This window comes from Photobacterium angustum (assembly GCF_002954615.1).
Lineage (GTDB): Bacteria > Pseudomonadota > Gammaproteobacteria > Enterobacterales > Vibrionaceae > Photobacterium > Photobacterium angustum_A.
The window spans coordinates 78,108-103,593 of sequence record NZ_MSCJ01000003.1; the positions used below are offsets into that span (position 1 = coordinate 78,108).

Here is a 25,486-nt window from a genome sequence, read left to right on the forward strand (position 1 = left end):
TAATTATAATACAGCCTCATTTACGAATTAGATTGGAGTGTGGTTGTGAGTTGGTTATTTCTTTTATTAGGTGTTTTGGCTGAAGCTACATCACATGTCGCATTAAAAGCGACAGACAGTTTTACCAATCCACTACCAAGTGCCGTTGTTATTCTCGGCCATATCACAGCTTTTCTCTTTCTAGCTCAAGCAATGAAAAATATTCCAGTAGGTGTTGTTCACGCATCGTGGACAGGTCTTGCTATTGCACTTGTTACAGTACTTTCAAGTGTTATTTATAAACAACACATCGATATTAAAGTATGGATTGGGATGGCAATTATTGCAGTAGGTGTTGCTGTAATTAATTTAGCAGGTGTTTCGCACCACCACTAAATATCCCTTATGTAGCCATTATGAGAGGTTATGATGAACCAACAACGTGCTGAAAACTTATATTACTACTTACGTAGTCAAAATAGTTCTCAAAAAGAGATCAATGTTGTTATCAAACAATTAAGTCAAAACTACGGTATTAATTTATCAGAGCTTGACCGCCGTTATCGTTCACGTATTGGTTATTCACCAAACCGATATGACATTAATACCTATGGTACTGCAGGTTCTCGTACAATGAACCAAACTCGTGGCATGCAAAATAATAAATGAGATATAATAACTCAGAATTAATAATTAAACAGACAAGCTTATATAACAAGCTTATATAACAAGCTTGTTTGTTTTTTATAAAGTTAAGATTATCTATAAATTATTTTTATCTTTATTATTCATTTTACCTTTCACTACTACGTTACGTTATTTTTCAAAACACGCTATATCACAATATTTCATTCCATAAACCAATATATCAATGTCAATTTTTTGGCGGTAGATTTATCCACATAGATTTCTGAGGATAAAAATATGCAAAGAAAAATTACACCTTTAGCACTGATTATTTCTTTTCTATTTGCAGCAACAGCACATGCGGCGAGCAATGATACTGACTATAAAAACATTCAAATAGGTCAAGATATTAATCGTGCACCCATTGTTTCAAATACAACAAAAACAAATTCAAACACTTTAATTGGTAATAAAATTAGTTATGACGGTAATGACAATATTATTTTAGGTAACAACTCTAAATTACTTAATAATAGCGGTGGCAATGTTGCTTTGGGTAATAATGCTGATATTCAAGGTAGTAACGGGGTCGCTATTGGCAACAATGCGAAGACTAATGGCAGTAGTGTAAATGGTGTGGCGATTGGTAGCTCATCCAGTGCTGCTAACGGCAGCTCTATCGCTATTGGTGATAATGCAACAGGTGCCTATAACGGACTAGCCATCGGTAATGATGCAACTGCAAATGGTAATGCCGCTGTTTCTTTAGGAATACATAGCGATGCATATCAACAAGGTGTTTCTATTGGTAGTAATGCAATGAGTGCCAGTACTGGTGTTGCTCTTGGTGAAAACTCTCAGTCTTGGGATGGACAGATATCAGTTGGCCGCGCAGGTTCTGCTACACAATCTGCTATTACTCGAAGAATTGAGAACGTGCATGCAGGCGTGGCTCTAACTGATGCAGTCAACGTTAGTCAGTTAACAAACGTTAAAAATACATTAGGTGGCGAGATTAGTAATAATGCTAAAAACATTACCAACAATACAACTCATATCAATACTAATACTGCAAATATAACCAGCAACACTAGCGATATTGCCGGAAACAGCACTCGTATTAATAGCAATATAAAAAATATTGCTATTAATAACAGTCATATAAATACTAATAGTTCAGGTATTGCCAGCAACGCTAAAAACATTAACAGTAATACAACGCATATCAACACCAATACTTCAAATATAACCAGCAACACTAACGACATTGCTGGAAACAGCACTCGTATTGAGACTAATACCTCTGGTATCGACAACAACGCTAAAAACATTACCAATAATACAATTCATATCAATACCAATACTTCAGATATAACCAGCAACACTAGCGATATTGCCGGAAACAACACTCGTATTGAGAGTAATACCTCTAGTATCGACAACAACGCTAAAAACATTACCAGTAATACAACGCATATCAATACCAATACTTCAAATATAACCAGCAACGCTAAAAACATTACCAGTAATACAACCCATATTAATACCAATACTTACGACATCAAACATTTGCGCAATCAATCTATTAATTACACAAATGAACAAACACAATATTATTACAATAAATCACAACAGTATACGAATGAAAAAGCACAACAAACATTAAATGATGCTGATAACTATACTGATCAAAAAGTAAAACAACTATCTAACGAGTTTAATGACAAGCTAAATAAATTAAGGAAAAAAGAAAATGCAGGGATTGCAGCAGCAATGGCAATGTCTGTTATTACAGTAAAACAAGATCATAAATACAATATAGGGATGGGTCTTGGCTACTATGGTGATCAGGATGCAATCGCAATAGGTACAAAAATTAATACCAGTAAAAATAGTATTCTAAGCCTTGATACATCATACGATTCAAGTCACGACTTTGGTGTAGCGGCAGGAATGACTTTTGGCTTTAATTAAATAATGTTTTTACATGATCTAACAACGAAAAAACCGACAATGACTTATTATTCATCGTCGGTTTTTTTATAAATTAGCTAAAAATCACTTCATACGTTCAATAACCCATGGCATTAATTCAACATAGGCGTACCAGCAACCTGCAGCAATGATTGCAGTCCATACTATGCGTGATAACCATTGAGAACGCTGCATATGACGAGAAGGATCGGGCTCACCACAGTGAGGACAAAAGTGTGCACGACGAGACACAATACCTTCACAAGCAGGGCAATCTGTTAAACGTTTAGATCTCGTTGCTACACCTGCTTTACTCGATGATTTTGCAGTTAACGACGACTTTTTTGTAGATTGAGGTCGCTGCTCCGCACGCATTGAAAGCATAACATCACCGTTATCATCATCTACTGCCGAAAAATCTGTTGTTTTCACGTTGTTCACCATTCAATCAATTACTACGATAATGATACTAAATAACTATCCAATAAGCATACCTACTAGATAGATAATGATATAAGTTTCATTTTATCGTCACATACAATATTAATGTAATTAATTCATTATTTAATAACGATTAATTGTGACATTTGTATTATTAAACTCATTACTATTCGACAATATCCATGCATGCTAGCGATATTGTAAGTATACCTTTTACTGCCCTATAATCATAAATAATAGGTTGATACAGCAACTATAACTCTCATTGATTACTAATAGTGTTTTCATCAATATAAGGTACTATAATATGAAAAAATCGCTTATCAACACAACGTTATTTGTTATTTCAGCATTATTTGCATCAGCCACAATTGCAGCAAACAATAAACAAGCAGAAATTGAAGTCAATTCTGCATGGTCTAAAGTAGTACCTGAAAGTTCCTCTGTTGCCGCCGCCTTTTTAATAATCGATAATCATAGTGCAAAGGATGATCAGCTCATTGCTGCTAGCTCACCAATAGCAGGAAAAACAGAGTTACATACTCACTTACATCAAGATGGCATGATGAAAATGCGCCAAGTAGAAAGTATCGATGTAAAAGCAGGTGGAATAACCCAGTTAAAACCGGGTAGCTTCCATATTATGTTTTTTAATTTAAAGCAAACACCTGAATTGGGTAAATCATTCCCTTTAACACTTCAATTTAAACATGCTGGAAAGATGACCGTTAAGGTAAATGTCGAGCCCGCTACATTTATGTCAGATGGAATGAATAACAAAAAAAACAAATCGAAAGAGATGGCTCACCATCACTAATGATCATGTACGAAAAAGCCTCGCTTTAATTTTCTCGAACAAGTAGTGCGCTTCATTCAAAGAGCGTACTGCTATATTCAACGGCTTAGATAAACTCAAAAAATGCTGTATATCCGGAATATCATTACAAGGTTGCCTAGAGCAGCCAAGGAAAGCCAATTGTTGATGATTTAGTCCCGATAAAAAACTCGATTCTATCAACAAACGTTGAAAGCGCCCCCACTGTGTAAAATTTTTTGACAACACCACAGAAGGAGAAAAAAAGTGATAAAACAGCGCATTTCTTGCTGTCAGATTTGGATAACTTTGTTGATGTAAACACTCAGGATCAAACAAAAATAACGTTCCTGCCTTACCAATTACCTTGGTTAATTCATAATCTTCAGTTTGATGATGGTACAACTCCCCCACTTGCCCCTGATGCTGATGCCGATGAGAGCCTGCAACAAACGCAAATGCTCCTGACTCTACATCATCAAGATAGCAGCCTAATTTCAATGATCTTGGAATAGACTTAGATTGATAATATTCAGTGCAATACCACTCATCACGATGTAATGGATGGAAATTGTCTTTAAACGGAAGACTTTGCCAGCCTTTCGCTTCTTGCAAACAGATATCCTTTCCTAAATATTCAACAATAAGGCTATTAATTAATGGCATTAATGGCAGTTGGCAAAAATGAGAATCTAATATTAATAGCTGTTCGACCATTAATCGTTTTCTATCCGTTTGCGCATACCCTGTCCATGAGTTAAAAGCAGGACGTTCCAATTGAAATTGAAAGCTCCTTTGCATTTTTCCTAACTCTTCTTTTGTAATACATTCCGGTAGTACAACAGCACCGTTATGTTTTAACTCGCTCAGTAAATCTAGAAGTTGTGACATCCGTTAATACCTGAATAAAGTCAGACGCTAATTTTTCACAACCATACTGGTAGTAAAAATCAGAAGAAGGTTTTTTTACGCTTAATTTATTACGCTCAAACAATTGATGTAAATGTCTTAGTTGCTCTGAATAGATAGCAGATTCTTCTATTGAAACTTCATAAAGTTGTGCGGCATGTCGCCTTAAAAAATCTAATGTTTCACCATCAGGTAATTCAGCTAAAATAGGCTTGCCACTTGCCACATAATCTATCGCTTTAGTCGCTAAATGAGTATCCGCTTTACCTTTATCTGGTTTACCTTTCTGAATAAATAACACATCACATTGCGATAAAATATCGTGTAATTTACCTTTCGGTTGAGCACCAATCATTTCAACCTTATCTGTTAATTTATACTCGCTTATCAACTGCACCATTTCATCTTGAACATCACCAATATTGATAAGGCGAATCGGAAAATCACACTGCGCTAATTGCTTAAAAAGACCTTTTGCGCTGCGCCTAAAACCATCCCATGTCCCGCTATAACCAAGGGTCAATACAGAATGATTATCGGAAACATGATCAAGGACTTGATCATAACTATTAGGGATATAACGAACACAATGTTGGGGGTATAAAGATTGATAGGTGTGATAATCAGCCATCGACGTCACTATTAAAGCACTCGCTTGCTGCATTATTTTTTGTTCAGATTTAACTTCACTTTCATCGGAAAAGTAACTCGCTTGCGACCACGCATCACGAAAATCTAACACCAAAGGAACATTGAGCCATTTGGAGAGCAGCCTACCAATTAAAGCGCTACTAAAAGGAGGGCAAGAAACAACAATCACATCTGGTTTAATCGATTTACTTTTTTGCCATGCTTTATAAAGAGAAGGGAATACCCAGCCCCAATGCATATCAATTAACCAATACTTTTTAGCAATATCACCGTCTCTTTCTGGTGAGCGCCAATGCCTTAAGCGATAACATTGCTTGTGAATAATTGTTGGCCACTTCCAACACCAATCAATATTCCATGAAGATACAGGGACGATATCTGAAAGAAGTTCTATCTTATTTTTATTATCAACATTAGCAAATCGGTGATGTCGTGCTTCACGAAACACCACGACTCTATGCCCTAAACTTGTTAAAGCCTCACTAAATCGTCGACTTCTGTTTGCGCCAACATTTAATAACGGTGGGGAAAAATAACTAAAATAAAATATATTCATTCATTTCCCCTTAACGTCCTAACGACTTTTCCTGGATTGCCTGCAAACAGTACATTTGGCGGCACATCTTTAGTGACAACACATCCAGACGCAACAACGGAGCCACGTCCAATAGTGACCGGCTTTACTATATTGACTCCTGTACAGATCCATACATCATCTTCAATCACTAAATCAGCCATTACTGGTGGCTTATATCGGTCTAAACCTGGGCTATGACCACTATGAGCATTAATACTCGTTCTCCCTGCAATCATAACGTTATCGCCGATAAGTACTTTTTTTCCTACTGAAATTCCGGTCTGCCAACCAATATAGCAATTTTCACCCATTCTTATTTCGCAACACCCACTATCAGGATGACCGTGAATACTGAGAGCTCCGTTTAAACAAGTATTATTACCAATATAAATTTTTAGCGGCCCTTGAATTAAAGGAAAACCATTTTCTAAGCTCAATCCAGGGCAGTAGTGTTCTAACCGCGCCTGTAACATAGGAAGATATAAAAAAATGTTCAATAAACGTTGTATGGTAAAACTTGCTAATCGATAAACAAGGTAAATAGGCCGATATATCCATGCTAAATCAGGTAGTTGACCATAAACGAACCATTTTGACACTCGGTATAACAATCGGCTTAATGGCGTGTTTTGCTGTTTGATATAAGCACGAATTCGATGCGTTATTAACATTAATCACCACCTTTACGGCTTATTTAAAGCACTTTATTATTTAATCAAAGATGAATACAATTCGTGAGTTTTCGCAATTTGTATTGTGATATCATATTTTTGTTCTACCTTTTCTCTCGCAGCTAGGCCGACACGTTCAAGTAATTTATTTTGGCTATAAAGAAACTTTAGCAATTTTTGTACCTGATCTATTTGCTCAAAACACATATACCAACCCTGCTCTTTATCGGTAAATATCTCAGCAAGTCCACCAATAGGTTCAGCGATAACTGGTCGTCCTACAGCCATCGCTTCAACAGCAACATATCCGAAAGCCTCCTGCCAACAAGATGGCATCAATACAATATGTGCCTGTTGTAAATCCTGCTCAATTTGTGCTGAACGTCCATGATAATTAATCGCCCCCTCTTTATATGCTTTGAGCTTAACCTGCTCAGACAGCTCTCCATCGCCATAAATATCTAATTGTGCAATCATTGCTAATTCTGGTTGAGAAAACAGATCTAATAAGTAGTGGATTCCTTTTTCTGCACTCAAACTTCCAATATAAAAACAACGTAATTTATTCGTAATTGGCGGTAATTTTTTATAGTTAAATCGCGATAAATTTATACCATTATTAATCAGCACTATTTTTTCAGATGGCATAAACGCTTCTAACCATCGCTGAATAAAAGGAGAAATCGCACAAAGACGAGTAATTGGAATACCGAGAACCAATTGCTTCCATCGACGCCACCCTGTTATCTCTACGTGTTTTGGTGGTGAATTATGCATGGTAAGCACAATGTTCGAACAAAAAATGCGGGCAATGAATGTATAAAGATGACCAATCCCATAAAAATGGAAATGAATAAGATGAGGACGATGATGCAGAAGTAAAGCAAACAATTGGGCGGAATTTGCAAAAGAGGAATAGGTATAGTTTTTTGATTTTAAGACAGAATACGCGTCATCTGAAATAGATCGTGCGAATAAAATGAAGTGTTTATTGGAATGTGGTAGCTGAATTAAAAAATCAAAAAAACTACTACCTTTTTTTACGTCAATATCACAAATTAAGACTATATTTTTCATCTTTTGTCTCACGATAAAAAGGTAGTCTTTAAAGCATATCTGAGAATATATTATTCTTTTCTTAAAAAAGAGAATTTTCGCGAAAGGTAAACAAACGGCTACCATTGCAGTAGCCAAATACCGATAAAAGTAATGCTAAACCGTTAATTAACACCCATTTGATGTTTATATTTGGTCACTGATTTCTCACAGAAATCTCGCTCATCATCATCGTCAATATTGTTAATAAGTTCAGCAAATGCCTCATAGCCAACCTTACCGTTTTTTACTTTCCATACGGTATAAGCTGCCTGCTTATCTAATTCAATACGTGTTCTTTCACCATCAGACAGTAACGTAAGGTTATACATCAATTATGCTCGCTTTAATTATATTGATTCATTTTACCTAAAAACATAAGTAATCAAAATAGCCATGCATCATAATCATTTGGGGTTTCTTACGACAAAATTTGCGTATTTAACCATCAAAAAAAGAAGTACACCCTCTCTTTTTCAACATAATTAGTAAACAACTTACTATTTTATCTAAAACAGCCTAAATTATGTGATATTGATCGCGAGAATAATCATCTCCCTCTCATAAACTGTTTTCATTGGAACACAACAATAACGTTTGTTAATTATTAAAATCTAGGAGCAATATATGGCTACTCCACATATTAACGCAGAGCTTGGCGATTTTGCAGAAACAGTGCTAATGCCTGGTGATCCTCTACGTGCTCAGTTTATTGCTGAAACTTACCTAGATGATGTTAAGCGAGTTTGTGATGTACGTAGTATGTATGGCTACACAGGCACCTATAAAGGCCAACGTATTTCTGTTATGGGGCATGGTATGGGTATCCCTTCATGCTCTATTTATGTGCACGAATTAATTAAAGACTTTGGTGTTAAAAATATTATCCGTATTGGCAGCTGTGGCGCTGTCCATGATGATGTGAAACTGATGGATGTGATCATCGGTATGGGCGCCTCTACAGATTCAAAAGTAAACCGTATTCGCTTTTCAAATCATGATTTTGCAGCAATTGCGGATTATCACTTATTAGAAACTGCAGTCAATCAAGCACGAGCACAGAAAGTACCTGTTCGTGTCGGTAATGTTTTCTCTGCTGACTTATTCTACAGTCCAGAAAGCGATCTTTTCGATAAAATGGAAAAGCTCGGTATCCTTGGTGTAGATATGGAGGCGGCTGGTATTTACGGCGTTGCAGCAGAGTTAGGTGCAAAAGCACTAACTATTCTAACGGTTTCTGATCATATCAAACGTGGTGAAAAGCTCAGTGCAGAAGATCGTCAAAAGTCATTTAATGAAATGATGAATATCGCACTAGAAACAGCAATTTCTTTATAAATACCCCTTAAGCGGGAGACATTCTTCCCCGAGGTGTTGACCGCTTATTTCTATACAAAGATAAAAACTAAAGGGATGTTAGTTTAATCAGTACCTTCAATTAATAGAAACCAGCTCGATAATGTAAAATGTGGCGTCTTACACAATCATAGGTAACATATTATTGAAACGTATTGTTCTCTGACTGTGCTGAGTGCTATTTACTCAGCCCCTTCTTCACAAATCCCACTCCTGCTTAGTAACAACCTTGAGAATATATTTATACTCATTTCTAAGATCTCTCAAAAATAAGGTTTGATTATGTCGACATATCTTACAACAGCAAACCCCATTGAGCAGTTACCTTTAGCTTTTAATGGCTATCAGTTTAATCACTGTAAGACATTGAGTTGTAAGAACTTTGGTTCACATAATCCAAATGACTATGTACTACAACAAGCAAACAAAAATCGTCCGACATTGGTATGCCGCGAATGTGGTGCTTTTCCTCCTTTATTGAATAATCAAGATGTTGTAGAAGAAGCGCTACGTTACCAAACCCAACAAAACGGCGATCTTCCTAAATGCACAAATAACGCCTGTGATAATAAGGATTTTTCAGCACTAACACATAGACATTTATATCACGCATTTGGCTTTAGTGGTGACAGGCAGCGTTATCGTTGTAAAGCATGCGACCAAACATTTGTTGATCGTTGGTCTGGTACCAATAATAAGCATCTCATACAACAAAAGCTCTTGGGCTTATTATTTACTGGTTATCCAGTGCGAGATATTTGTCGTCGCCTAGAGATAAATCCAAAGACATTTTATGATCAATTAAACCACATCGCAGCAAGGTGTCGCCGCCAACTTGCTCTGTTTGATGAACGCTTGTTTAAGCACCAACATAAAGTACAACTTGCTTCCAATATAAAAGCGTTGCAAGAGAAAAGTATGAACGGTGTACTATGGGTTGCCAGTGCAGAAGCGCAGTCTGGGTATGTCGTTGCTCAACATATTAATTATCAACAAGAAACCGTTGAATCAACAAAAGAGCACCATGATGCTTATCAAGATACCGCTCGCTATATGGCACTCTCTACACCTCATCAAACGCTGACAGAGACATTTATCCCGCAAGGAATATTAGCGCAAGTAGATACAACCTATCGAAAAATTTTTAGTCGCTCCAATATGGAGAATCCGTTGACTGATGGCAGGCTCATTAATTACCCAACGAAAGGAACATTGATCCACCCTCAATACACCGTATATAGCCATTACCTTTATTTAAAGCAAATGTTCCAACATAGCGACTATCTTGCGGTTTTCATGCCTCAAGAAACACTACTTCGCTCTGCCTGTATTTCGGTTTTTATTGATCATATTAAAAATAAACGAATTGATCCTGTTTATGTTCTTGAAGATGAACAATGGCTACACGGTGATAAACCTGAAAATGTCGATATAGTCCTACTAGGTTGGTGGCAAGATAGGTGGGCTTTTACTCATTTAGAGAGCGCAAGTAAAGGGATCTGCCATCTTGGTGGAGAAACCTCGAAAGATAAACAATGGCTAGAACACGCGACATACCGTGCTATTTCATCTTATCAAAACCGTTTTCAAGACCAATTTAGCCAACTGATCAACGAGCCAAGACGTAAACTTCGCCCTGCAGGATTATTACCCTTGCTTGATATTTATCGTGCTTGGCATAACCTTTGTCGCCAAGATAAATACAGATTAACTCCTGCGCAACGATTAGGTCTTGCCTCTTCACCAATAACATTAGAACAGTTGCTGAGCTAACAGCAGACATAAAAAAGGCTCAATATTGCCATCACTGATGCCATTTTATTGAGCCTAATTAGGATGTTTACAATCTAAAACGCCCTATCTTTATATAATCTTATTTTTCAGCTGCAACTACTGATATTTCAACCAATAAAGCATCACGTGCCATGCTCGCTTCCACACAAGCACGCGCAGGTGCATGACCTTCAGGAACCCAGTTATCCCATACTGCATTCATTTCTGCGAACATACTCATATCTTTAATATAAATCGTTGCAGAAAGCATATGCTCTTTATCACTTCCCGCTTGTAGTAATAACGCTTCAACTTTATCCAGCATTGTCTGTGTTTGCTCTGTAATATCTTTTGTTGCATCAGCACAAACTTGACCACATAGATAAATAGTTCCGTTATATTTTACAATACGGCTCATTCGAGCACCTGTTTCCAAACGTTCAATCATGATATTTCCTGTTCACTAGAAAGTAATACCTTATTGTAACTTTTTTTGCATAAAAGTCGTCATAGTTCGGTAAGAAAATAAAATAATTTGCACTCAGTGCAATTTACACCGTAAATTTCTGTTAATTTCCTAACGAATCTTCAATTCTCGCTTTCCAAATCGCCATTGCTAATGCCGGTTTACGTAGCACTTCTGGTGTTGGGATCCAGCCATGCTTGATCTTAGCAAACACATCAAAACGTTCTGCTGTACCTGACATTGCTTCTGCTATGACTTTACCAGCAATATTGGTTAAACCAACGCCATGACCGGTGTATCCATGAGCAACATAAATATCATTTCCCAAGTGATCAATTTGAGGCATGTATGAACGAGTAACGGCAAATAAACCGCCCCAGTGATACTCCATTTTCACATCTTTTAACTGTGGAAATACCGTGATCATACGTTGGCGTAGGCGCTCTGCTGAGTCACTGTATTCACCATTAAATGGGTGATTTACACCGCCAAATAAAATACGACCATCAGGTGTCGGACGGTAATAATCAAGACTGTTATTTAAGTCTGACATTGCCATCATATTTGAAATAGGCTGACGATCACCTAATTGCTCTGTTACTGCAATATAAGAAGCAACAGGCAAAACGACACTTTGTGCTTTACGGTTTAATCCATCTAAATATGCATTACACGCTAATAACACTTGTTTCGCTTTTACACGACCTTTTGGTGTATGAATAATATGTGGATTGCCTTTTTCAATTTTAGTCGCAGGGGTATTTTCAAAGACTGATGCACCTAATGACATTGCAGCACTGGCTAAACCTAAGGTGTAATTCAACGGATGCATATGTGCACTATTTGAGTCAAACAGACCACCAAGATAACGATCGGTATGCGCTACTTGCTGAATTTGTTCTTTTTCCCACCAGCTCGCACTCGGGTAATCATAACGACTCTGCTTTAAGTCATACCAAGATTTTAATTCTTCTTCTTGGCTCTTTTTCAATGCCAGTTCAATATAGCCTTGTTGAAAATCACAGTCGATATTGAATGTTTCAATACGCTCACGTGCAATATCAACCGCCTCACAAGAGAGATCCCATAATTGTTTTCCCCATTCAGGGCCATAGGTCTCATCAACTTCACGAAGCCCCAAACAGTAACCAACGAGACACTGCCCACCATTACGGCCAGATCCCCCCCATGCTAAACGCTGAGATTCAAGAACGACAACCGAAAAACCTTTCTGACGTAATTCGATGGCAGCATTCAAACCTGTCATACCACCACCAATAATACACACATCAGCTTCTATCTGTTGTTCGAGTGCTGGTTGCTCAGGTAATGCATTAATTGTTGCTTGGTAATAACTATCAATATATTGACTACGCATGGACATTCCAATTGCCTATAGATAAGAACAGAGAAAAAATCGCGCGGATAATGTCACGCTATTAATGCAACAACAAGTGATTTATTACTGTGATAATGGTCATATATCACGCCGATTAACTTTGACATGCTTAATGTTAACTCTATTATCCGCTACTCACTGACTTACCTGGTCATTTAGGGAAATAGAAATGAAAAAAGTTTTTAAAGGGGTGACAACACTAGCATTCGCACTTTCAGCATTTAATGTTTCGGCAAATGATGCTGTGCTTAATATTTACAACTGGGCTGAATATATGCCAACAGATGTAATTCAAGCATTTGAGAAAGAATACAATGTCACCGTCAACTATTCGACTTTCGATAATAACGAAGCGATGTATACCAAATTAAAACTGCTGGATAACAAAGGTTATGATGTGGTTTTTGCTTCAACTTATTTTATTGAAAAAATGGCGCGTGAAGGCATGTTAGCCAAAATAGACAAAACCAAAATGCATCACTTAAAAGATGTTTATCCTGGTTTGTTAGGCCAACAATTTGATCCTAAAAATGATTACTCACTACCGTATGTTTGGGGTGTAACAGGGATCTCTTATAACTCAGATAGTATTAAAAACGATCAGGTAACGGGCTGGAATGATTTATGGAATACTGATTTCCAACGCCAAGTCATGCTATTAGACGATGTTCGTGATGTATTTGGTATGGCATTAAAAGCACAGGGCCATAGCATTAACAGCACCAACGAAGCTGAAATTAAACAAGCATACGAGAAACTGCGCGACTTACGTCCTAACGTTGTCGTTTATAACTCAGACGCACCACATGTCCCTTATGTGACGGGTGAAGCGATGCTTGGGATGCAATGGAACGGTAATGCTTATTTAGCAAAACAAGAAATGCCAGAGCTAAAATTTGTTTATCCTAAAGAAGGATCAATTCTGTGGATGGATAACTTTATTGTGCCAGAAGGCAGCGTAAATAAAGATTTAGCCTTTAAGTTTATTGATTTCTTTATGCGTCCAGAAAACCAAGCAAAATTAGTTGAAGAGCTAGGTTTCCCTGCGCCAAATAAGCAAGCAAAATCATTCTTACCAAAAGAATTACAAAACGACCCGATGATCTTCCCAACAGATGAGGAAGTAAATAAAGGTGAGTTTACTAATGATGTTGGTAGTGCAGTCAATATTTACCAAAAATACTGGCAGATGCTGAAGAGCTAAAAAAATAAAGGGCAATAACATGATTTGTTATTGCCCTTTATGCTAAAGATTCCAGATTACTTGTGCACCCAATGTAGCATTAGTTGTTTTAGCTTCCGGTAATGACACTTCGCGAGTCACGCCATCACTGCCAACAAAATGCTTACCGCCATCTTCATTACGCTGATCGAAATGATAAGCCGCATAAAGTCCTAAATGAACCCCTGTTAATACTTCAAATGAGACATTGCCACTTAGCGAATAACGATAACCCGATGGAGAAAACTTAATACCATCATAATTGGTATTTTTTGCTTCACTCCATACAGGGTATCCCACTAATGCTTTTAAACCATAACGCCAAGGCACATTCGCGACTGCTGCACTTTCATAAGCAATACCGACATCAAAAAATAAATCAGTGGTATTCTCTTCCACCACGCCATCAATCACTTCAACCCGAGGATCCAATGCTTCAAAGCTATAACGCTTATAAGTCTGATATGAAAATGAAGGACCCGCTAAAAAACGAAACTCTGGTGTATATTTATAGTGAAGCTGTACATTAGTTGATGCACGCGTGTATTCAAATTTATTTTTTTGAAGTGCGACTCCTGATAAATTCCAATTTTCCTCACTCGCATCAGGAGAAAATGTTGCCAGTGCATCTATAGAAAAATCAAATCTATCGTTGATAACATAAACCCCCCCCGTGTTTATAACCATGCTGCTTACATCAACAGATGATGTGATATTATCAAATGATTCTTCATAAGTAATATTTTCCATTCCTGCCGTAAAATAAGAATATCCATCAAAATCATTCTTAATTTCAGATGCGCTTACATTACCAAAAGATAAAAACAAACCTAATGGTATTAAATTCCTTTTAATATTCATTATAATTCCTAGACAACGGCCCTATTAAATAAGGCCGTTTAATATTAACGTATGAAGTATTTATAATGCACTGGTGAAATTATAGATATCAGTACCATCAGCTACTGGAAGTTCATCAAATCCATCATCAATTAATAAAGTTTCATTCTGATTATCAATGACCTTTATATCATCCAACATTACACTATCATAAGCATTAGAATAAGATGTATATGTATCTAATTCTACTGTATATCCGATATATTCTACATATCCTTCATCAGTATAATAATAGCCACCGTTAAGATTAACTTTATTCCTATAATGAGTAATTGTTATTGGGTTAATATCATCACTAGTTATCGTAATATCAAATTTCACATTATCATCATCAGTTTCAGAAACATTAATTGTGAATTTAGCAATTTGATTTTTTAAATACAAATACTCATCAGAACCATTACCACTGAAATATAGCTCTGAATTAAAATTCCTATAATTCATTACGTCATTACCATTGATCTTGAAATGAAATTCATTACTTAGCTTTGTGGTAAATTCAATAGTATGGTCTAGGTAATTTGAATTTTTAATAAAATCAACATTAAAATTACCATTAAATACTTTTAATACACTATTATTGTTCTCTAATAAAGATGATGTATATTTCTCTTTTGATAAGATAACGCCACTTTCAGACCTTACTTTCCACTCAAAAGTACGATCAGCATCATCTGGTTGTTCATGTTCTAAACTGGCACCGTCGACATCTTTTACATCTTTGGAAATAGTTACTTTATAATCAACTCCAAACTTAAGAGGCTCACTTTTAGTTTCAAGATTTCCACTTGTATCATAAAGCAAATGAGCAATACGGTTAAACCACACGACCATAGTGTTAACTGTATTCTCATCACTATCAGTTACACTTAAACCTTCAGATACGCTTTCTTTGTCCATCCACTTATTAAACTTAATCGTACTGGAATAAATATCTTCTACCGATGAGACGAACTCTGTAATTCTTGGGTAACCGCCAGAGTTACTAGGTTCAACAGGACGAAGTACTTCCATATCTAAAATAGTTAAACTATCACCACTAACAGATGCCGTTTCCTTAATGGTTAAATACTCCGACTCATCTTTACCTTGATTAAGTTTAACCACATCAACTTTTCCTGAAACCATTGTTGATGAAGACTGATCTAACCCTGTGAAATAAATATAGTCACCAGATAATTTCCAAGTTTCGATATCATATCTTTCATCTGTCCACTCACCATCTAATAAGGTAATTTTTGTACCATTGGTTAAATGTGTAGCACCAATAATGTCTCTCTTACCATATCCATCATGTTTTTGCTCTTCAATGAAGTACACATATCCTTTTGCGACTTGCATTTCTTGATTATAATTCCACCAGCTATCCTCTGGTATTTTTACGCTTTCAATGACATCAGGAGAATATGGCAGAATTCGTTGTAGTTTGGCATACTCATTCCAATTACCGTCACCATCACTCTCACTAGAACGATATACACCATAAATATAACCATCATCACCTAAAATGATATTATTAAGCCATCCTGAGTCAAATTTGTATGCATTAATTTCACGTTTAGATATTGCACCTGCTAATTCTTTACTTGGTTGAGCGAAACCAATTGTTTCATTGTAATAATTTGGTGTGTAAATAACGGTTTGATAGTCATCTACGGTATACCAACCATTGGACCAGGAATCTGAATTTAATTCAACAGTACTTAAATTTTCAGCATTTAAATCGGGGATCATATTTAATTTATCAGAGCGATAAACTAATGAATTACCCTTGGTAACTAGAAAACTACTTATTGTTTCATTATCTTTAGTAATAGGTTTAGAAAGACCATCAGAAGTCACTTTAACCAATACTTGATTTATTGAATAATCATAGTTTATGTATTTATAATTATCATCACCTAGTACTTCAAAGCTTCTAGATAAGAAATAAACATTACCAGCTTGGTCAATTTGTAATGGTTTTAATCGTCCATCATTAACCTCTCCCCAATATCCGGAAGGGGTTTCAGCAATGACGTTTTCAATTAAACAACTCCAATCACTCGTTTCCGTATCAATTTTAAATATAGAGCAGTTGGTATTTGTTAAAAGATCATAGTTATCATTGTCGTAGCTGTAAAGGTTGACTCCAGCTAAAGCATATAAGTATTTACCGTCAGGGCTACTCACTGTGTAATCAAACTTAGCGGTACCAGGAAGATTAACCAGTGGCGTGATATCGCCTTGCTCATTTACAGCAAATAAATTTGTTTTAGCGGTATTATCATCACTAAAAGCAGAATAAGAGTTAAAAGAAATAGCTTTACTTGAAAATGAGCTTGTCTCAGGAATTTCAGCCAATTCAGATGTAGTCACAACACTAACGGCGCCCGTTAGATTAAACTTGATATCATCTTTAGTATAAACGCCACTAACAGACTCACTGATATCTGGAACTTCAACATCTGGAACTTCTAATGAAGGCGTTTGTTCCGTAATATCATTATTTTTAGCTTCATCATCTCCACCGCCACCTCCACCGCACCCGGAGAGTCCTAACATCATACATAGTGAGAGCAGTGTTTTTTTATGTTGAATATTCACGTTATCATCCTTAAATAGCCACTGAATTTAATTACAACTCTAATCAATTCATAAATATACATAATGATGAATGTAAAAAAACGCCTCTAAATTAACATTTAGAAGCGTTAGTAGTTTTTTATAAATTTCAGTGATTAATTAAAAATATTTTTTTGAACTGATACTAATTTCTACCACAAATTCCTTGAAATATATTGAATCAGCTTAGCCGCTAATTTCGCAGTTTGATTAGCGTAATCATATTCGGGATTAAGCTCGGCGATATCAACTAACTTTACTTTTCCGCTTGCCATAATATGCTTAATTGCCCATTCCACCATCGGTAAACCAACCCCCTGCATTTGGGTCATATTCACACCTGGCGCAATGGATGCAGAAAATACATCTAGACCAATACTTAACTGTATAACATCGACACTATCGATATATTTATCAATTTTGGCTTGCACTACTTTTTTATTTCGTGACGTTATTTGACTATCAAGCAACCATTCACAGCCCAGATCTTCAGCTAATTTAAACATCGCTTGTGAATTAGCACGATCGCATATACCTAAACCAAGGTAATGAAAATCTCGGTGACGCTCTTTGCTATAACATAATGCAGAATGAAAAGCCGAACCTGAACGAACAGACAAGGTTGGTCGCAACTCAAAATGAGCATCAAAATTGATGATCCCAACACGCGCTTGGCAAGGCTGATAACTCATCGTTGGATCTTCTTGCGTCTCCGATAAAGCAACAACATTTTCAGGTATCGATTTAGCTACTTGCCATTCGGTATGTATTTTTGCTTTATCATCAGCAAAATCTGATAACGCTTGATAACTTGCAATAGAAATTTCATGACCGCCCCCTAACACTATAGGGAAATGCCCAGAATGGAGTAAACCATGTACAACTTGCGCTTGCTTATTACTTAATGTTGAGAAGTTTGTATCGTCATCAACCAGTTCTATATCGCCAGCATCATAAAAGGGCAGTTTTGAATGCGAATGTGTATTGGGAAGAATGCGACGAATACTTGCAGGTCCTTCTTTCGCTCCTTGTCGACCTCGATTCCAGCCAATACTGAGATCAGAAATAACACCGAGTAAAACAATCCCTTGTTCTCGTTGATCAGTATAAGGAGAAATTAACGTATGTGAACGATGTGGAATACGAGGCTTAACATCATCAGTTTTAAATAATTTTTTTAAATGATCTACAAACATACGTTTATCTTCCTTTGATCAAAAACGTTGTAATTTAATGTTGTGGTGGTAGAGCGCGAGCGGCCTGTAATACACACATGACAATTTTATTTTTACGGCTATTGATACGTTCAGCAGGTGCCATGACACTCACTGCACCAGCCACTTTATTACCGATAAAAACGGGCGCACTGACACCAGAGACACCTTGGTCGATTTCAGACGTACTAATAGCAAAACCATCTTGTTTAATCAGATCAAGTTCTGTTAACCATGCGTCTAATTGCTCTTTCTCAGTGATTTCGTAATGATTCAAAATACGTAATTGGCGAGAAAGGGGTAAATACGCCAAAATCACTTTGGCTGAAGCACCACGGATAAGAGGCTGGCTCTGCCCTTTTTCATAGCTACAACGCAAAGCGTATGGGCTATCAATGCTATCGACACACAAAGCATTAAAGCCAACAGGCACCATGTAAGCCGACATCTCGCCAGTTTGTTGCTGCAAGCGTTTTAAAATAGGTCGAACACCATCTGGTAATGGTGAATTAATCTGAAAATTACGTTGTAATTGCAATGCCGCAGGCCCGGCACTGTATGTATTATGACCGTGATTTTCTTCGATTAAATTCCAATCCCTTAGTAAAGCTAAATAGCGGTATAAGCTACTAATGGGCATATTCATTTCTACACTTAACTGCTGAGCTTGCAGAGGGAAAGGTGAAGCTGCAATGTGAATTAATACTTGCAACAGCTTTTCATTAGCACTGAGTGAATTTGTCACGATGTTGGCTTCTTCTTTTTGTATGATAATTACTTTTAACCAATAAAAAACCATTCTGCAAATTAAATTCTTACACAGTGAGAATTATGAAAAATAATCATCGACAAATTACCGCAATATAAGAAACCTAATATCAAACATTTTATATTTACTGAATTCTTATCAAGAAACTTTCTTACCCTATGGGACTTATCTGTCTAATAAATATTTAAATAGCGTTTCAATTTGTTAATTAAAAATCAACGCATTATCACAGTAATAAAAAAGATGTAACTTTTCCGAGATTCTCACCTTCAATCAAGTGAGAAAAAAGGCGGTTTTCTATGCTAAATAGCAGATCACGCTAGTAATAATAGGAGGGTTACTGGTAAAATCCTTGCAAAATTGACCGTCACACATAGTAAAAGAGAGTGATTCCTCATGGGAAGAAAGTTCGAAGTACGCAAATTGTCTATGGCAAAAACCCAAGGCGCTAAGATCAAAGTTTACTCAAAGTACGGTAAAGAGATCTACGTTTGTGCTAAGAACGGTAGCCCTGATCCAGATGCTAACCTAGCACTTCGCCGTCTTATTGAAAAAGCGAAGAAAGATCAGGTGCCAAGCCACGTTATCGAAAAAGCAATTGATAAGGCTAAAGGTGGCGGCGGTGAAGATTACTCAACAGCACGTTACGAAGGTTTTGGTCCTGGCAACTGCATGGTTATCGTTGACTGTCTAACTGACAACAACAACCGTACTTTCATGGACGTTCGCCAAGCATTCGTTAAAAACAATGCAAAAATTGGTAGCCCAGGTACTGTTGGCCACATGTTTGAACACCAAGCAGTATTTGAATTCAAAGGCACAGATGAAGAAGCTGTTCTTGAGAATCTAATGATGGAAGATGCTGATGTTACTGACATCACATGTGAAGATGGCGTGATCACTGTTTACGCTCCTCACACAGAATTCTTCAAAATCAAAAATGCACTTGCAGCAACAATGCCAGAAGTAACATTAGATGTTGAAGAAATTTCTTTCGTTCCACAGACAATGACTGAATTGGCTGGCGACGACATCGCAATGTTCGAGAAATTCCTTGATGCATTGAATGATTGTGATGACGTACAAAACGTTTACCACAATGCAGAAATGGCTGACTAATATTTAGTTTGCTGTTGATATAAAAAAGGTCACCTAATGGTGACCTTTTTTGTTTCTGCTGAATTATTACTCTTGGCTTAACGACTTGCCTTTCGTGATCGTGACATTAACCAAAATGCTAAAGCACCAAAACCTAATGCTTGTAACCATAATTGCTGCCACCAGCCAATCATTTGAGCAAAGGTTGCGCCCATCTGATTTAATCCAAGAAAACCATTAATAGCAGCCGTTGACGGTGCTAACTGGGTTAACTCTCGTAGTAATGTTGGCAATTCAGAGGTTGGCCAAATAAAGCCTGCAGTAAACACCAGAGGTAATGAGCTTAATAACACCACCAGCGTGACTAACTCAGAACGTGGAATCAACTGCCCTAATACCATTCCCAACATGATTACCGCTAATAAAAAGGCAATCGTCATGGAAAGGAGATCAGGAATAGATGCCAGTCGATTTACTCCATAATAGGTAAAGGTAAAACCAAAATAGTATGCGGCTAAAACCAAATAAATCACGACAAAGATAAAGGCTCTTACTGCCATAATCATCCATACTGGATATTCAGCCCAGTAGCCACTTTTACCTGCCGCTCGTGCTTCATTTTCTGATGCACCTACCATCCCGACACCAATTAGCAACGTCTGATGTAAGATCAATACAAATACCGCGGGCACTACGTAGTTGATATACCCCATGGTCACATTAAACACCGGACGCATGTTTAACTTCATAGCACTGTACTGTTCGGTCGCTTGAACGAAGTTATCACCCTTTAAAACAAGATGGTTTATCTTCGCCTTTACACCTAAATCAGCACCTGCAGCGCTTAATCCTTCTACAATGGTACCGTATACCAAGAACAACGCCGCATTACCTGAATATGCTAGTGTTGGGCTAGTCCCTAACATCACATCTTTGTAGAAATCATGAGGGATCACTAAAATCCCTTCGACTTGACGATCAAGTAACGCTTGTTTAGCCGCATCAATACTACCTAGATGTTGAGTAATATGAACCTGTGGTGTGGCATCAGCCATACGGATCAATTCGCGACTCATCTGAGTTTGATCAAGATCGACTACGGCAACTTTCTGATCACGAGGAAGCTCATTGGTATACGGTAGTGGGTATAAAAAAGAGTAGAAAACAACACCGCCAAACACCGTAAATACCAACGAAACGTTCGTAAAAATGGCTTTTAACTCATGCTTAAATAAACTTAACCAGCTCATTTATGCTTCCCCTTTCGCAATTGGGTGATTGCTCAACGCCTTTCGGCGGTGAACTAACATCAGTACCACAGCCATCACAAGAGCCACCATAAAGCACGCCAAAATAAACAATTGATGTGCAGCTTGATACCACCCCGTCCCATAATCAACTTGCTGTAATTGCACTTCAATATAATGGCTTACAGGTAATAAGCTACGCCACATTTTTGCAATCACAGGCATATCAGTCGCTGGGAAAGTGATCCCCATAAAAGCAAAGGCAGGTGCAGTAAATGCCGCGACGAAACTCATTGCTCGCGGTACTTCCATCGCAAGGAAATAGATAAAAGCCCCCATGCTCTGACACGCCAGCACCATCAATAATTGCGCGACAATCAAAATATGCCAGTCACCATGCATCGGCCAATCCAGAGCTACGTACATCCACCACAAGAACAGCAACCCTTGGATAAGGAATAACCCCGTATAAGCGGCTAACTTACCTATTAACTTAGAAACAGGTGACGTTTGTAACCACTTCCATAGTCCTTGTGTTCTCGCTTCATGGGCAATAGCTAACACCGTTGTTGCCACAATCAAGATCTGCCAGATAGACGGGATAATGGCAGAAACCAAAAACTGTCCATAATGACTATTACTGTTAAATAGCGGTGTAATTTGCCCACGAATAGGAACGGCTTGTCCCATCGCTTGCAACGGCACTGGTGCCCCTGTCGCCATATTCTTAACGGTTTCAACCCCTGCATTGAATGTACCTTCAGCAAGTAACATTGCAGAGTTGATCAATTTACCTATTAAAATAAATTGCCCATTATAAAACGTGGTGATCTGTGGCGAAAAACCAAGCTTTGTGTCTTTTTCAAAATTATCTGGGATCACCACCATGGCATAAATTTCATTAGCACGCATCGCTTCACTGCCCTGATCTGGGCTCGTGAATTGACGTGTCACAGCCATTGTCGGACTGGCATCCACATAACGAGTAAAATGACGAGACAACTGGCTATGATCAAGATCGACAACACCAACAGGTAAGTTATGCGCTATACCCGTAGAAAAAATAGCCCACATAGTGAGAAATAACACCGCAGGTAACCACAGTGTTAATGCTCGTAACCAGCCATCTTTCCATATGTTTCGCCATTCTTGCTTCACATACTGAAAGCTATTCATATTACTGCTCTACAATCACGCTCATGCCTACGCGCAAGCCATCAATCGGTTGTGTTGGACGAGCTTCCACTTCAAACGTACGCATATCAAAGCCTTTCGCCGTATCAGTTGCACGCCACGTAGCAAAATCACCCATTACCGCAACGTGTGTTACTTTAAATAAATAGGTTTTATCACCTAATGCAGGAATAGTTACGCTAAACTCTTTACCTTCTTGGTAATCTTTTAGCTTATCTTCTCGCACATTAAAGACAGCCCACGCATCGTTAATATCAATAATATTCACTACAGGGAAACCTTGTGGTGCTAGTTCACCATCGTGCAGCAGCACTTGTGAAACTTCCCCTTCATGCCAGCTAGAGATCTTGGTGTCAGCAACATACGCTTCCACTTCAGCCACTGCCCCAGCAGCCATTTTCACTTTCTCTTTTGCTGCACGTTTAGTCTCTACGCGTGCACCTTCTTTAGCCATCTCATACATCTGGTATGCTGCGCTTTCGGTATATTGTGCCGCTTGCCATTGTGTGAAAGCTTCATCGCGTTTTTGCTCTGCAATCACGCCATCTTTATAAAGGTTATTGACACGTACATAAGTCGTTTTCATCAATTTCGCCGCCGCCGTAGCTTTACGCCACTGATCTTCCGCAGCTGCAATTTGCTGACGTCGCGCACCTTTTTCAGCTTCTTCTGCCAACGCACCAGCCGCTTGCTCACCCGCTTTTGCTTGTTCTAACTTGGCATCAATTTCCGGACTTAAAATGGTAAAAATAAGTTGTCCCGGTTTAACTTCATCGCCTTTACGAACAAGTACTTGATCAATACGCCCCGGTACTTTTGAAGAAATATTATATTGCTGCGCTTCAATCTGACCTTGCATACGTTCAGGCTGAGGCTGGTAAGCATGCCAGAAGGTGTAACCCAACCAACCCACAACAGCAATTACAGGAACCGCTACTGCTATAGACTTCAACTTACTCATGACAATTAAACCTCTATACCTTGATATTTCTGATAATTATTGAAGGTGTTCATTTCACCGCTTACCGCCAGTAAACGAGTTAAACACATAACATATTGATAGGCCGCAGCAAGTCGCTGGGTTTTAACAGCGGATAAATACAATTCAGCGTCAACCACATCAAGTGATGTTGATAACCCTTGGCTAAACGCTTTTTCACGTAGGCGAATATTTTCTTTTGCTAATGCAAGACTCGATTGTAAACCGTTATATTCTTCTACTGCTTGATTAGCTTCTCGATAGGTTTTCTCAACTAACACAGTCAGATCTTGCTCAGCTTGCGCACGTAAATGATTCACTTGTGTCACCATCGAATGCGCCGCTTTTACCTTGCCTGAACGACCAGAACTGTCGATAAGCGGGACACTAACACCAATACCTACCGCCCAATCAGGTGCCATTTTAGCGGCAAGAGAATCGCTTTCGTACAGATTATAATCACCGTACAAATACACCTCTGGGTAATATTTACCTTTCTCTACATCGATTAAGCCATCTGCCTGCTTACGCTTAGCATCCAAAATATGTAAACCAGGATAACTTGCTAACGTTTTATTTATAAACGCCGACATGGGAGGTAAAGAACTATTAATAAACAGATTGGTAGTAGGTACTGTGGTACTCGATTGCTGTAGTAGTCTTGTTAGCGCAACTTGCGCAATTTCTAAATCACGCACTGATTTTTGTGCGTCAACTTTTGCTTTATCGTAAGCCGCTTCTGCTTGTAGACGTTCAACTTTTGCAATTTGACCTTGTTGCTCAAGTTTAAGCGCATGCTCATAATGACGTTTTAGCCCTGCTTCAACCTCTTTACGTGTTTCGACAACATTTTTTGCTAAAACAACGCCAAAGTAAAAGCGGGATAAATCTTCAAACTTGGCCTGTTGCATCATGGCAAGTATGTATTTCGCTTCTTCTGTTTGCCCTTTAGCAATATCTTGTGCCGCACTAATACGACCACCAGTGAAAATAGGCCAAATAGCACGAACAGAACTGGTTAGCACATCACGATCCGCAATCGTAGATGTCAGTGCAGAATTAATATCTAGGCCTGTTACTTTAGTAAGATCGGCAATAATTTTTGTTAGTTCTTGACCAGCTGCGGTGGATGATGCTGGCATACTGCCAAATAAATCTGAAGGTGACAGTTTTACATCTTGATCCAAACGGGTGTAATTGGCACCAATTGTCACAGTTGGCAAATATAAGTCACTTGCCGCATCTTGCATGTGCTCAGCTTGCTCAACACTTGAACGTCCGGCCGCCAAACCATCATTCTTTGTCACGACAGTATGCCACGCATCACTGAACGCTATTGGTGATGCATAAATACTCGGCGTGATCACTAGCAAAGCGATAGCCAGTGGTTTAACCATAAATGGTTTTATTCTCATAAGGTAACCCTTTGATACCAGTTCTTCTTAATGCTTTTTTCATTCTAGAGCAATAACTCTAAAATAAAACAATTTTTTATGTATAGAGCCATCTTGCTTTAACGATAAACCG

General features: G+C 37.9%; 24 protein-coding genes. 8 read left to right on the forward strand and 16 right to left on the reverse strand.

The window, feature by feature from the left end; genetic code table 11:
* Positions 1 to 45 precede the first annotated feature (45 nt).
* The 3 genes from BTO08_RS15040 (at position 46) to BTO08_RS15050 (ending at position 2,580) form a co-directional block, all read left to right on the forward strand.
* Positions 46 to 375 carry a DMT family transporter gene (locus tag BTO08_RS15040; protein ID WP_005366349.1) on the forward strand — a complete coding sequence of 110 codons (330 nt, stop codon included), beginning with the start codon at positions 46 to 48 and terminating at the stop codon, positions 373 to 375.
* Between the two features lie 33 nt (positions 376 to 408).
* Positions 409 to 648 (forward strand): hypothetical protein, encoded by a 240-nt coding sequence (locus BTO08_RS15045; protein WP_105061525.1) that lies wholly within the window; start codon positions 409 to 411, stop codon positions 646 to 648.
* Positions 649 to 903: 255 nt separating this feature from the next.
* Positions 904 to 2,580, forward strand: a complete 1,677-nt coding sequence (locus BTO08_RS15050; RefSeq protein WP_105061526.1) for a YadA-like family protein — start codon at positions 904 to 906, stop codon at positions 2,578 to 2,580.
* An 84-nt stretch (positions 2,581 to 2,664) separates the two neighbouring features.
* Here BTO08_RS15050 and BTO08_RS15055 read toward each other — a convergent pair whose 3' ends face one another.
* A complete protein-coding gene (locus tag BTO08_RS15055) occupies positions 2,665 to 3,012 on the reverse strand; it encodes a hypothetical protein (RefSeq protein ID WP_236688010.1) in 348 nt (115 codons plus the stop codon).
* Between the two features lie 316 nt (positions 3,013 to 3,328).
* On the opposite strand from BTO08_RS15055, the gene BTO08_RS15060 reads away from it, so the two are divergent.
* Positions 3,329 to 3,838, forward strand: coding sequence for a copper chaperone PCu(A)C (locus tag BTO08_RS15060; RefSeq protein WP_105061527.1), 510 nt, complete (start codon positions 3,329 to 3,331; stop codon positions 3,836 to 3,838).
* Between the two features lie 3 nt (positions 3,839 to 3,841).
* Here BTO08_RS15060 and BTO08_RS15065 read toward each other — a convergent pair whose 3' ends face one another.
* The 5 genes from BTO08_RS15065 to BTO08_RS15085 all read right to left on the reverse strand — a co-directional run bounded on the left by BTO08_RS15065 (position 3,842) and on the right by BTO08_RS15085 (position 8,070).
* Complete coding sequence (locus BTO08_RS15065) at positions 3,842 to 4,726, reverse strand: phytanoyl-CoA dioxygenase family protein (protein ID WP_105061528.1); 885 nt, start codon at positions 4,724 to 4,726, stop codon at positions 3,842 to 3,844.
* Entirely contained in the window at positions 4,686 to 5,951 is a 1,266-nt protein-coding gene (locus BTO08_RS15070) for a glycosyltransferase (RefSeq protein WP_105061529.1), read from the reverse strand. The genes BTO08_RS15065 and BTO08_RS15070 overlap by 41 nt, the downstream gene beginning before the upstream one ends.
* Positions 5,948 to 6,643: an acyltransferase gene (locus BTO08_RS15075; RefSeq protein WP_105061530.1), complete on the reverse strand. Its 696-nt coding sequence runs from the start codon at positions 6,641 to 6,643 to the stop codon at positions 5,948 to 5,950. Before BTO08_RS15075 ends, BTO08_RS15070 begins: the two co-directional genes overlap by 4 nt.
* Positions 6,644 to 6,679: 36 nt before the next feature.
* On the reverse strand, positions 6,680 to 7,720 hold the full coding sequence (locus tag BTO08_RS15080; protein ID WP_105061531.1) for a glycosyltransferase family 4 protein: 1,041 nt from the start codon (positions 7,718 to 7,720) through the stop codon (positions 6,680 to 6,682).
* A gap of 143 nt (positions 7,721 to 7,863) precedes the next feature.
* Positions 7,864 to 8,070, reverse strand: a complete 207-nt coding sequence (locus tag BTO08_RS15085; protein ID WP_045083072.1) for a DUF3283 family protein — start codon at positions 8,068 to 8,070, stop codon at positions 7,864 to 7,866.
* Between the two features lie 295 nt (positions 8,071 to 8,365).
* On the opposite strand from BTO08_RS15085, the gene deoD reads away from it, so the two are divergent.
* The gene (deoD, locus tag BTO08_RS15090) at positions 8,366 to 9,076 is read left to right on the forward strand and encodes a purine-nucleoside phosphorylase (protein WP_005366372.1); all 711 of its coding nucleotides are present in this window, start codon (positions 8,366 to 8,368) and stop codon (positions 9,074 to 9,076) included.
* Between the two features lie 300 nt (positions 9,077 to 9,376).
* Entirely contained in the window at positions 9,377 to 10,867 is a 1,491-nt protein-coding gene (locus tag BTO08_RS15095; RefSeq protein ID WP_105061532.1) for a lactate dehydrogenase, read from the forward strand.
* A gap of 100 nt (positions 10,868 to 10,967) precedes the next feature.
* Here the strand turns inward: BTO08_RS15095 and BTO08_RS15100 are convergent, their stop codons facing one another.
* Positions 10,968 to 11,315, reverse strand: a complete 348-nt coding sequence (locus tag BTO08_RS15100; RefSeq protein WP_105061533.1) for a RidA family protein — start codon at positions 11,313 to 11,315, stop codon at positions 10,968 to 10,970.
* Positions 11,316 to 11,436: 121 nt separating this feature from the next.
* Positions 11,437 to 12,711: an NAD(P)/FAD-dependent oxidoreductase gene (locus tag BTO08_RS15105; protein ID WP_431356672.1), complete on the reverse strand. Its 1,275-nt coding sequence runs from the start codon at positions 12,709 to 12,711 to the stop codon at positions 11,437 to 11,439.
* Between the two features lie 190 nt (positions 12,712 to 12,901).
* Between BTO08_RS15105 and BTO08_RS15110 the strand changes: the two genes are divergently transcribed.
* Positions 12,902 to 13,936, forward strand: a complete 1,035-nt coding sequence (locus tag BTO08_RS15110; RefSeq protein ID WP_105061535.1) for an ABC transporter substrate-binding protein — start codon at positions 12,902 to 12,904, stop codon at positions 13,934 to 13,936.
* Positions 13,937 to 13,978: 42 nt separating this feature from the next.
* Here BTO08_RS15110 and BTO08_RS15115 read toward each other — a convergent pair whose 3' ends face one another.
* The 4 genes from BTO08_RS15115 to BTO08_RS15130 all read right to left on the reverse strand — a co-directional run bounded on the left by BTO08_RS15115 (position 13,979) and on the right by BTO08_RS15130 (position 19,471).
* Positions 13,979 to 14,815, reverse strand: coding sequence for a hypothetical protein (locus BTO08_RS15115; RefSeq protein WP_105061536.1), 837 nt, complete (start codon positions 14,813 to 14,815; stop codon positions 13,979 to 13,981).
* 60 nt (positions 14,816 to 14,875) lie between these two features.
* A complete protein-coding gene (locus tag BTO08_RS15120; RefSeq protein WP_105061537.1) occupies positions 14,876 to 17,440 on the reverse strand; it encodes a hypothetical protein in 2,565 nt (854 codons plus the stop codon).
* Between the two features lie 170 nt (positions 17,441 to 17,610).
* The gene (locus tag BTO08_RS15125; RefSeq protein WP_105061538.1) at positions 17,611 to 18,654 is read right to left on the reverse strand and encodes a formimidoylglutamase; all 1,044 of its coding nucleotides are present in this window, start codon (positions 18,652 to 18,654) and stop codon (positions 17,611 to 17,613) included.
* Between the two features lie 34 nt (positions 18,655 to 18,688).
* Positions 18,689 to 19,471 carry an IclR family transcriptional regulator gene (locus tag BTO08_RS15130; protein ID WP_105061539.1) on the reverse strand — a complete coding sequence of 261 codons (783 nt, stop codon included), beginning with the start codon at positions 19,469 to 19,471 and terminating at the stop codon, positions 18,689 to 18,691.
* 366 nt (positions 19,472 to 19,837) lie between these two features.
* On the opposite strand from BTO08_RS15130, the gene BTO08_RS15135 reads away from it, so the two are divergent.
* Positions 19,838 to 20,560 (forward strand): YebC/PmpR family DNA-binding transcriptional regulator, encoded by a 723-nt coding sequence (locus BTO08_RS15135; protein WP_005366395.1) that lies wholly within the window; start codon positions 19,838 to 19,840, stop codon positions 20,558 to 20,560.
* A 77-nt stretch (positions 20,561 to 20,637) separates the two neighbouring features.
* Here the strand turns inward: BTO08_RS15135 and BTO08_RS15140 are convergent, their stop codons facing one another.
* The 4 genes from BTO08_RS15140 to BTO08_RS15155 are packed head-to-tail and all read right to left on the reverse strand — an operon-like array spanning position 20,638 to position 25,374.
* Positions 20,638 to 21,789 carry an ABC transporter permease gene (locus BTO08_RS15140; protein ID WP_105061540.1) on the reverse strand — a complete coding sequence of 384 codons (1,152 nt, stop codon included), beginning with the start codon at positions 21,787 to 21,789 and terminating at the stop codon, positions 20,638 to 20,640.
* Positions 21,790 to 22,962, reverse strand: a complete 1,173-nt coding sequence (locus tag BTO08_RS15145; protein ID WP_105061541.1) for an ABC transporter permease — start codon at positions 22,960 to 22,962, stop codon at positions 21,790 to 21,792. It abuts the gene before it with no gap.
* Position 22,963: 1 nt separating this feature from the next.
* Complete coding sequence (locus BTO08_RS15150) at positions 22,964 to 23,941, reverse strand: HlyD family secretion protein (RefSeq protein ID WP_105061542.1); 978 nt, start codon at positions 23,939 to 23,941, stop codon at positions 22,964 to 22,966.
* A 5-nt stretch (positions 23,942 to 23,946) separates the two neighbouring features.
* On the reverse strand, positions 23,947 to 25,374 hold the full coding sequence (locus BTO08_RS15155) for a TolC family protein (RefSeq protein ID WP_105061543.1): 1,428 nt from the start codon (positions 25,372 to 25,374) through the stop codon (positions 23,947 to 23,949).
* Between the last annotated feature and the right edge of the window lie 112 nt (positions 25,375 to 25,486).

Coding starts and splice junctions, on each gene's coding strand:
- BTO08_RS15100 (WP_105061533.1), bottom strand. CDS start 11,315: ATGATTGAACGTTTGGAAACAGGTGCTCGAATGAGCCGTATTGTAAAA.
- BTO08_RS15125 (WP_105061538.1), bottom strand. CDS start 18,654: ATGTTTGTAGATCATTTAAAAAAATTATTTAAAACTGATGATGTTAAG.
- BTO08_RS15115 (WP_105061536.1), bottom strand. CDS start 14,815: ATGAATATTAAAAGGAATTTAATACCATTAGGTTTGTTTTTATCTTTT.
- BTO08_RS15150 (WP_105061542.1), bottom strand. CDS start 23,941: ATGAGTAAGTTGAAGTCTATAGCAGTAGCGGTTCCTGTAATTGCTGTT.
- BTO08_RS15065 (WP_105061528.1), bottom strand. CDS start 4,726: ATGTCACAACTTCTAGATTTACTGAGCGAGTTAAAACATAACGGTGCT.
- BTO08_RS15140 (WP_105061540.1), bottom strand. CDS start 21,789: ATGAGCTGGTTAAGTTTATTTAAGCATGAGTTAAAAGCCATTTTTACG.
- BTO08_RS15045 (WP_105061525.1), top strand. CDS start 409: ATGAACCAACAACGTGCTGAAAACTTATATTACTACTTACGTAGTCAA.
- BTO08_RS15105 (WP_431356672.1), bottom strand. CDS start 12,711: ATGCGTAGTCAATATATTGATAGTTATTACCAAGCAACAATTAATGCA.
- BTO08_RS15135 (WP_005366395.1), top strand. CDS start 19,838: ATGGGAAGAAAGTTCGAAGTACGCAAATTGTCTATGGCAAAAACCCAA.
- BTO08_RS15110 (WP_105061535.1), top strand. CDS start 12,902: ATGAAAAAAGTTTTTAAAGGGGTGACAACACTAGCATTCGCACTTTCA.
- BTO08_RS15095 (WP_105061532.1), top strand. CDS start 9,377: ATGTCGACATATCTTACAACAGCAAACCCCATTGAGCAGTTACCTTTA.
- BTO08_RS15145 (WP_105061541.1), bottom strand. CDS start 22,962: ATGAATAGCTTTCAGTATGTGAAGCAAGAATGGCGAAACATATGGAAA.
- BTO08_RS15085 (WP_045083072.1), bottom strand. CDS start 8,070: ATGTATAACCTTACGTTACTGTCTGATGGTGAAAGAACACGTATTGAA.
- BTO08_RS15075 (WP_105061530.1), bottom strand. CDS start 6,643: ATGTTAATAACGCATCGAATTCGTGCTTATATCAAACAGCAAAACACG.
- BTO08_RS15130 (WP_105061539.1), bottom strand. CDS start 19,471: ATGGTTTTTTATTGGTTAAAAGTAATTATCATACAAAAAGAAGAAGCC.
- BTO08_RS15050 (WP_105061526.1), top strand. CDS start 904: ATGCAAAGAAAAATTACACCTTTAGCACTGATTATTTCTTTTCTATTT.
- BTO08_RS15060 (WP_105061527.1), top strand. CDS start 3,329: ATGAAAAAATCGCTTATCAACACAACGTTATTTGTTATTTCAGCATTA.
- BTO08_RS15080 (WP_105061531.1), bottom strand. CDS start 7,720: ATGAAAAATATAGTCTTAATTTGTGATATTGACGTAAAAAAAGGTAGT.
- BTO08_RS15155 (WP_105061543.1), bottom strand. CDS start 25,374: ATGAGAATAAAACCATTTATGGTTAAACCACTGGCTATCGCTTTGCTA.
- BTO08_RS15070 (WP_105061529.1), bottom strand. CDS start 5,951: ATGAATATATTTTATTTTAGTTATTTTTCCCCACCGTTATTAAATGTT.
- deoD (WP_005366372.1), top strand. CDS start 8,366: ATGGCTACTCCACATATTAACGCAGAGCTTGGCGATTTTGCAGAAACA.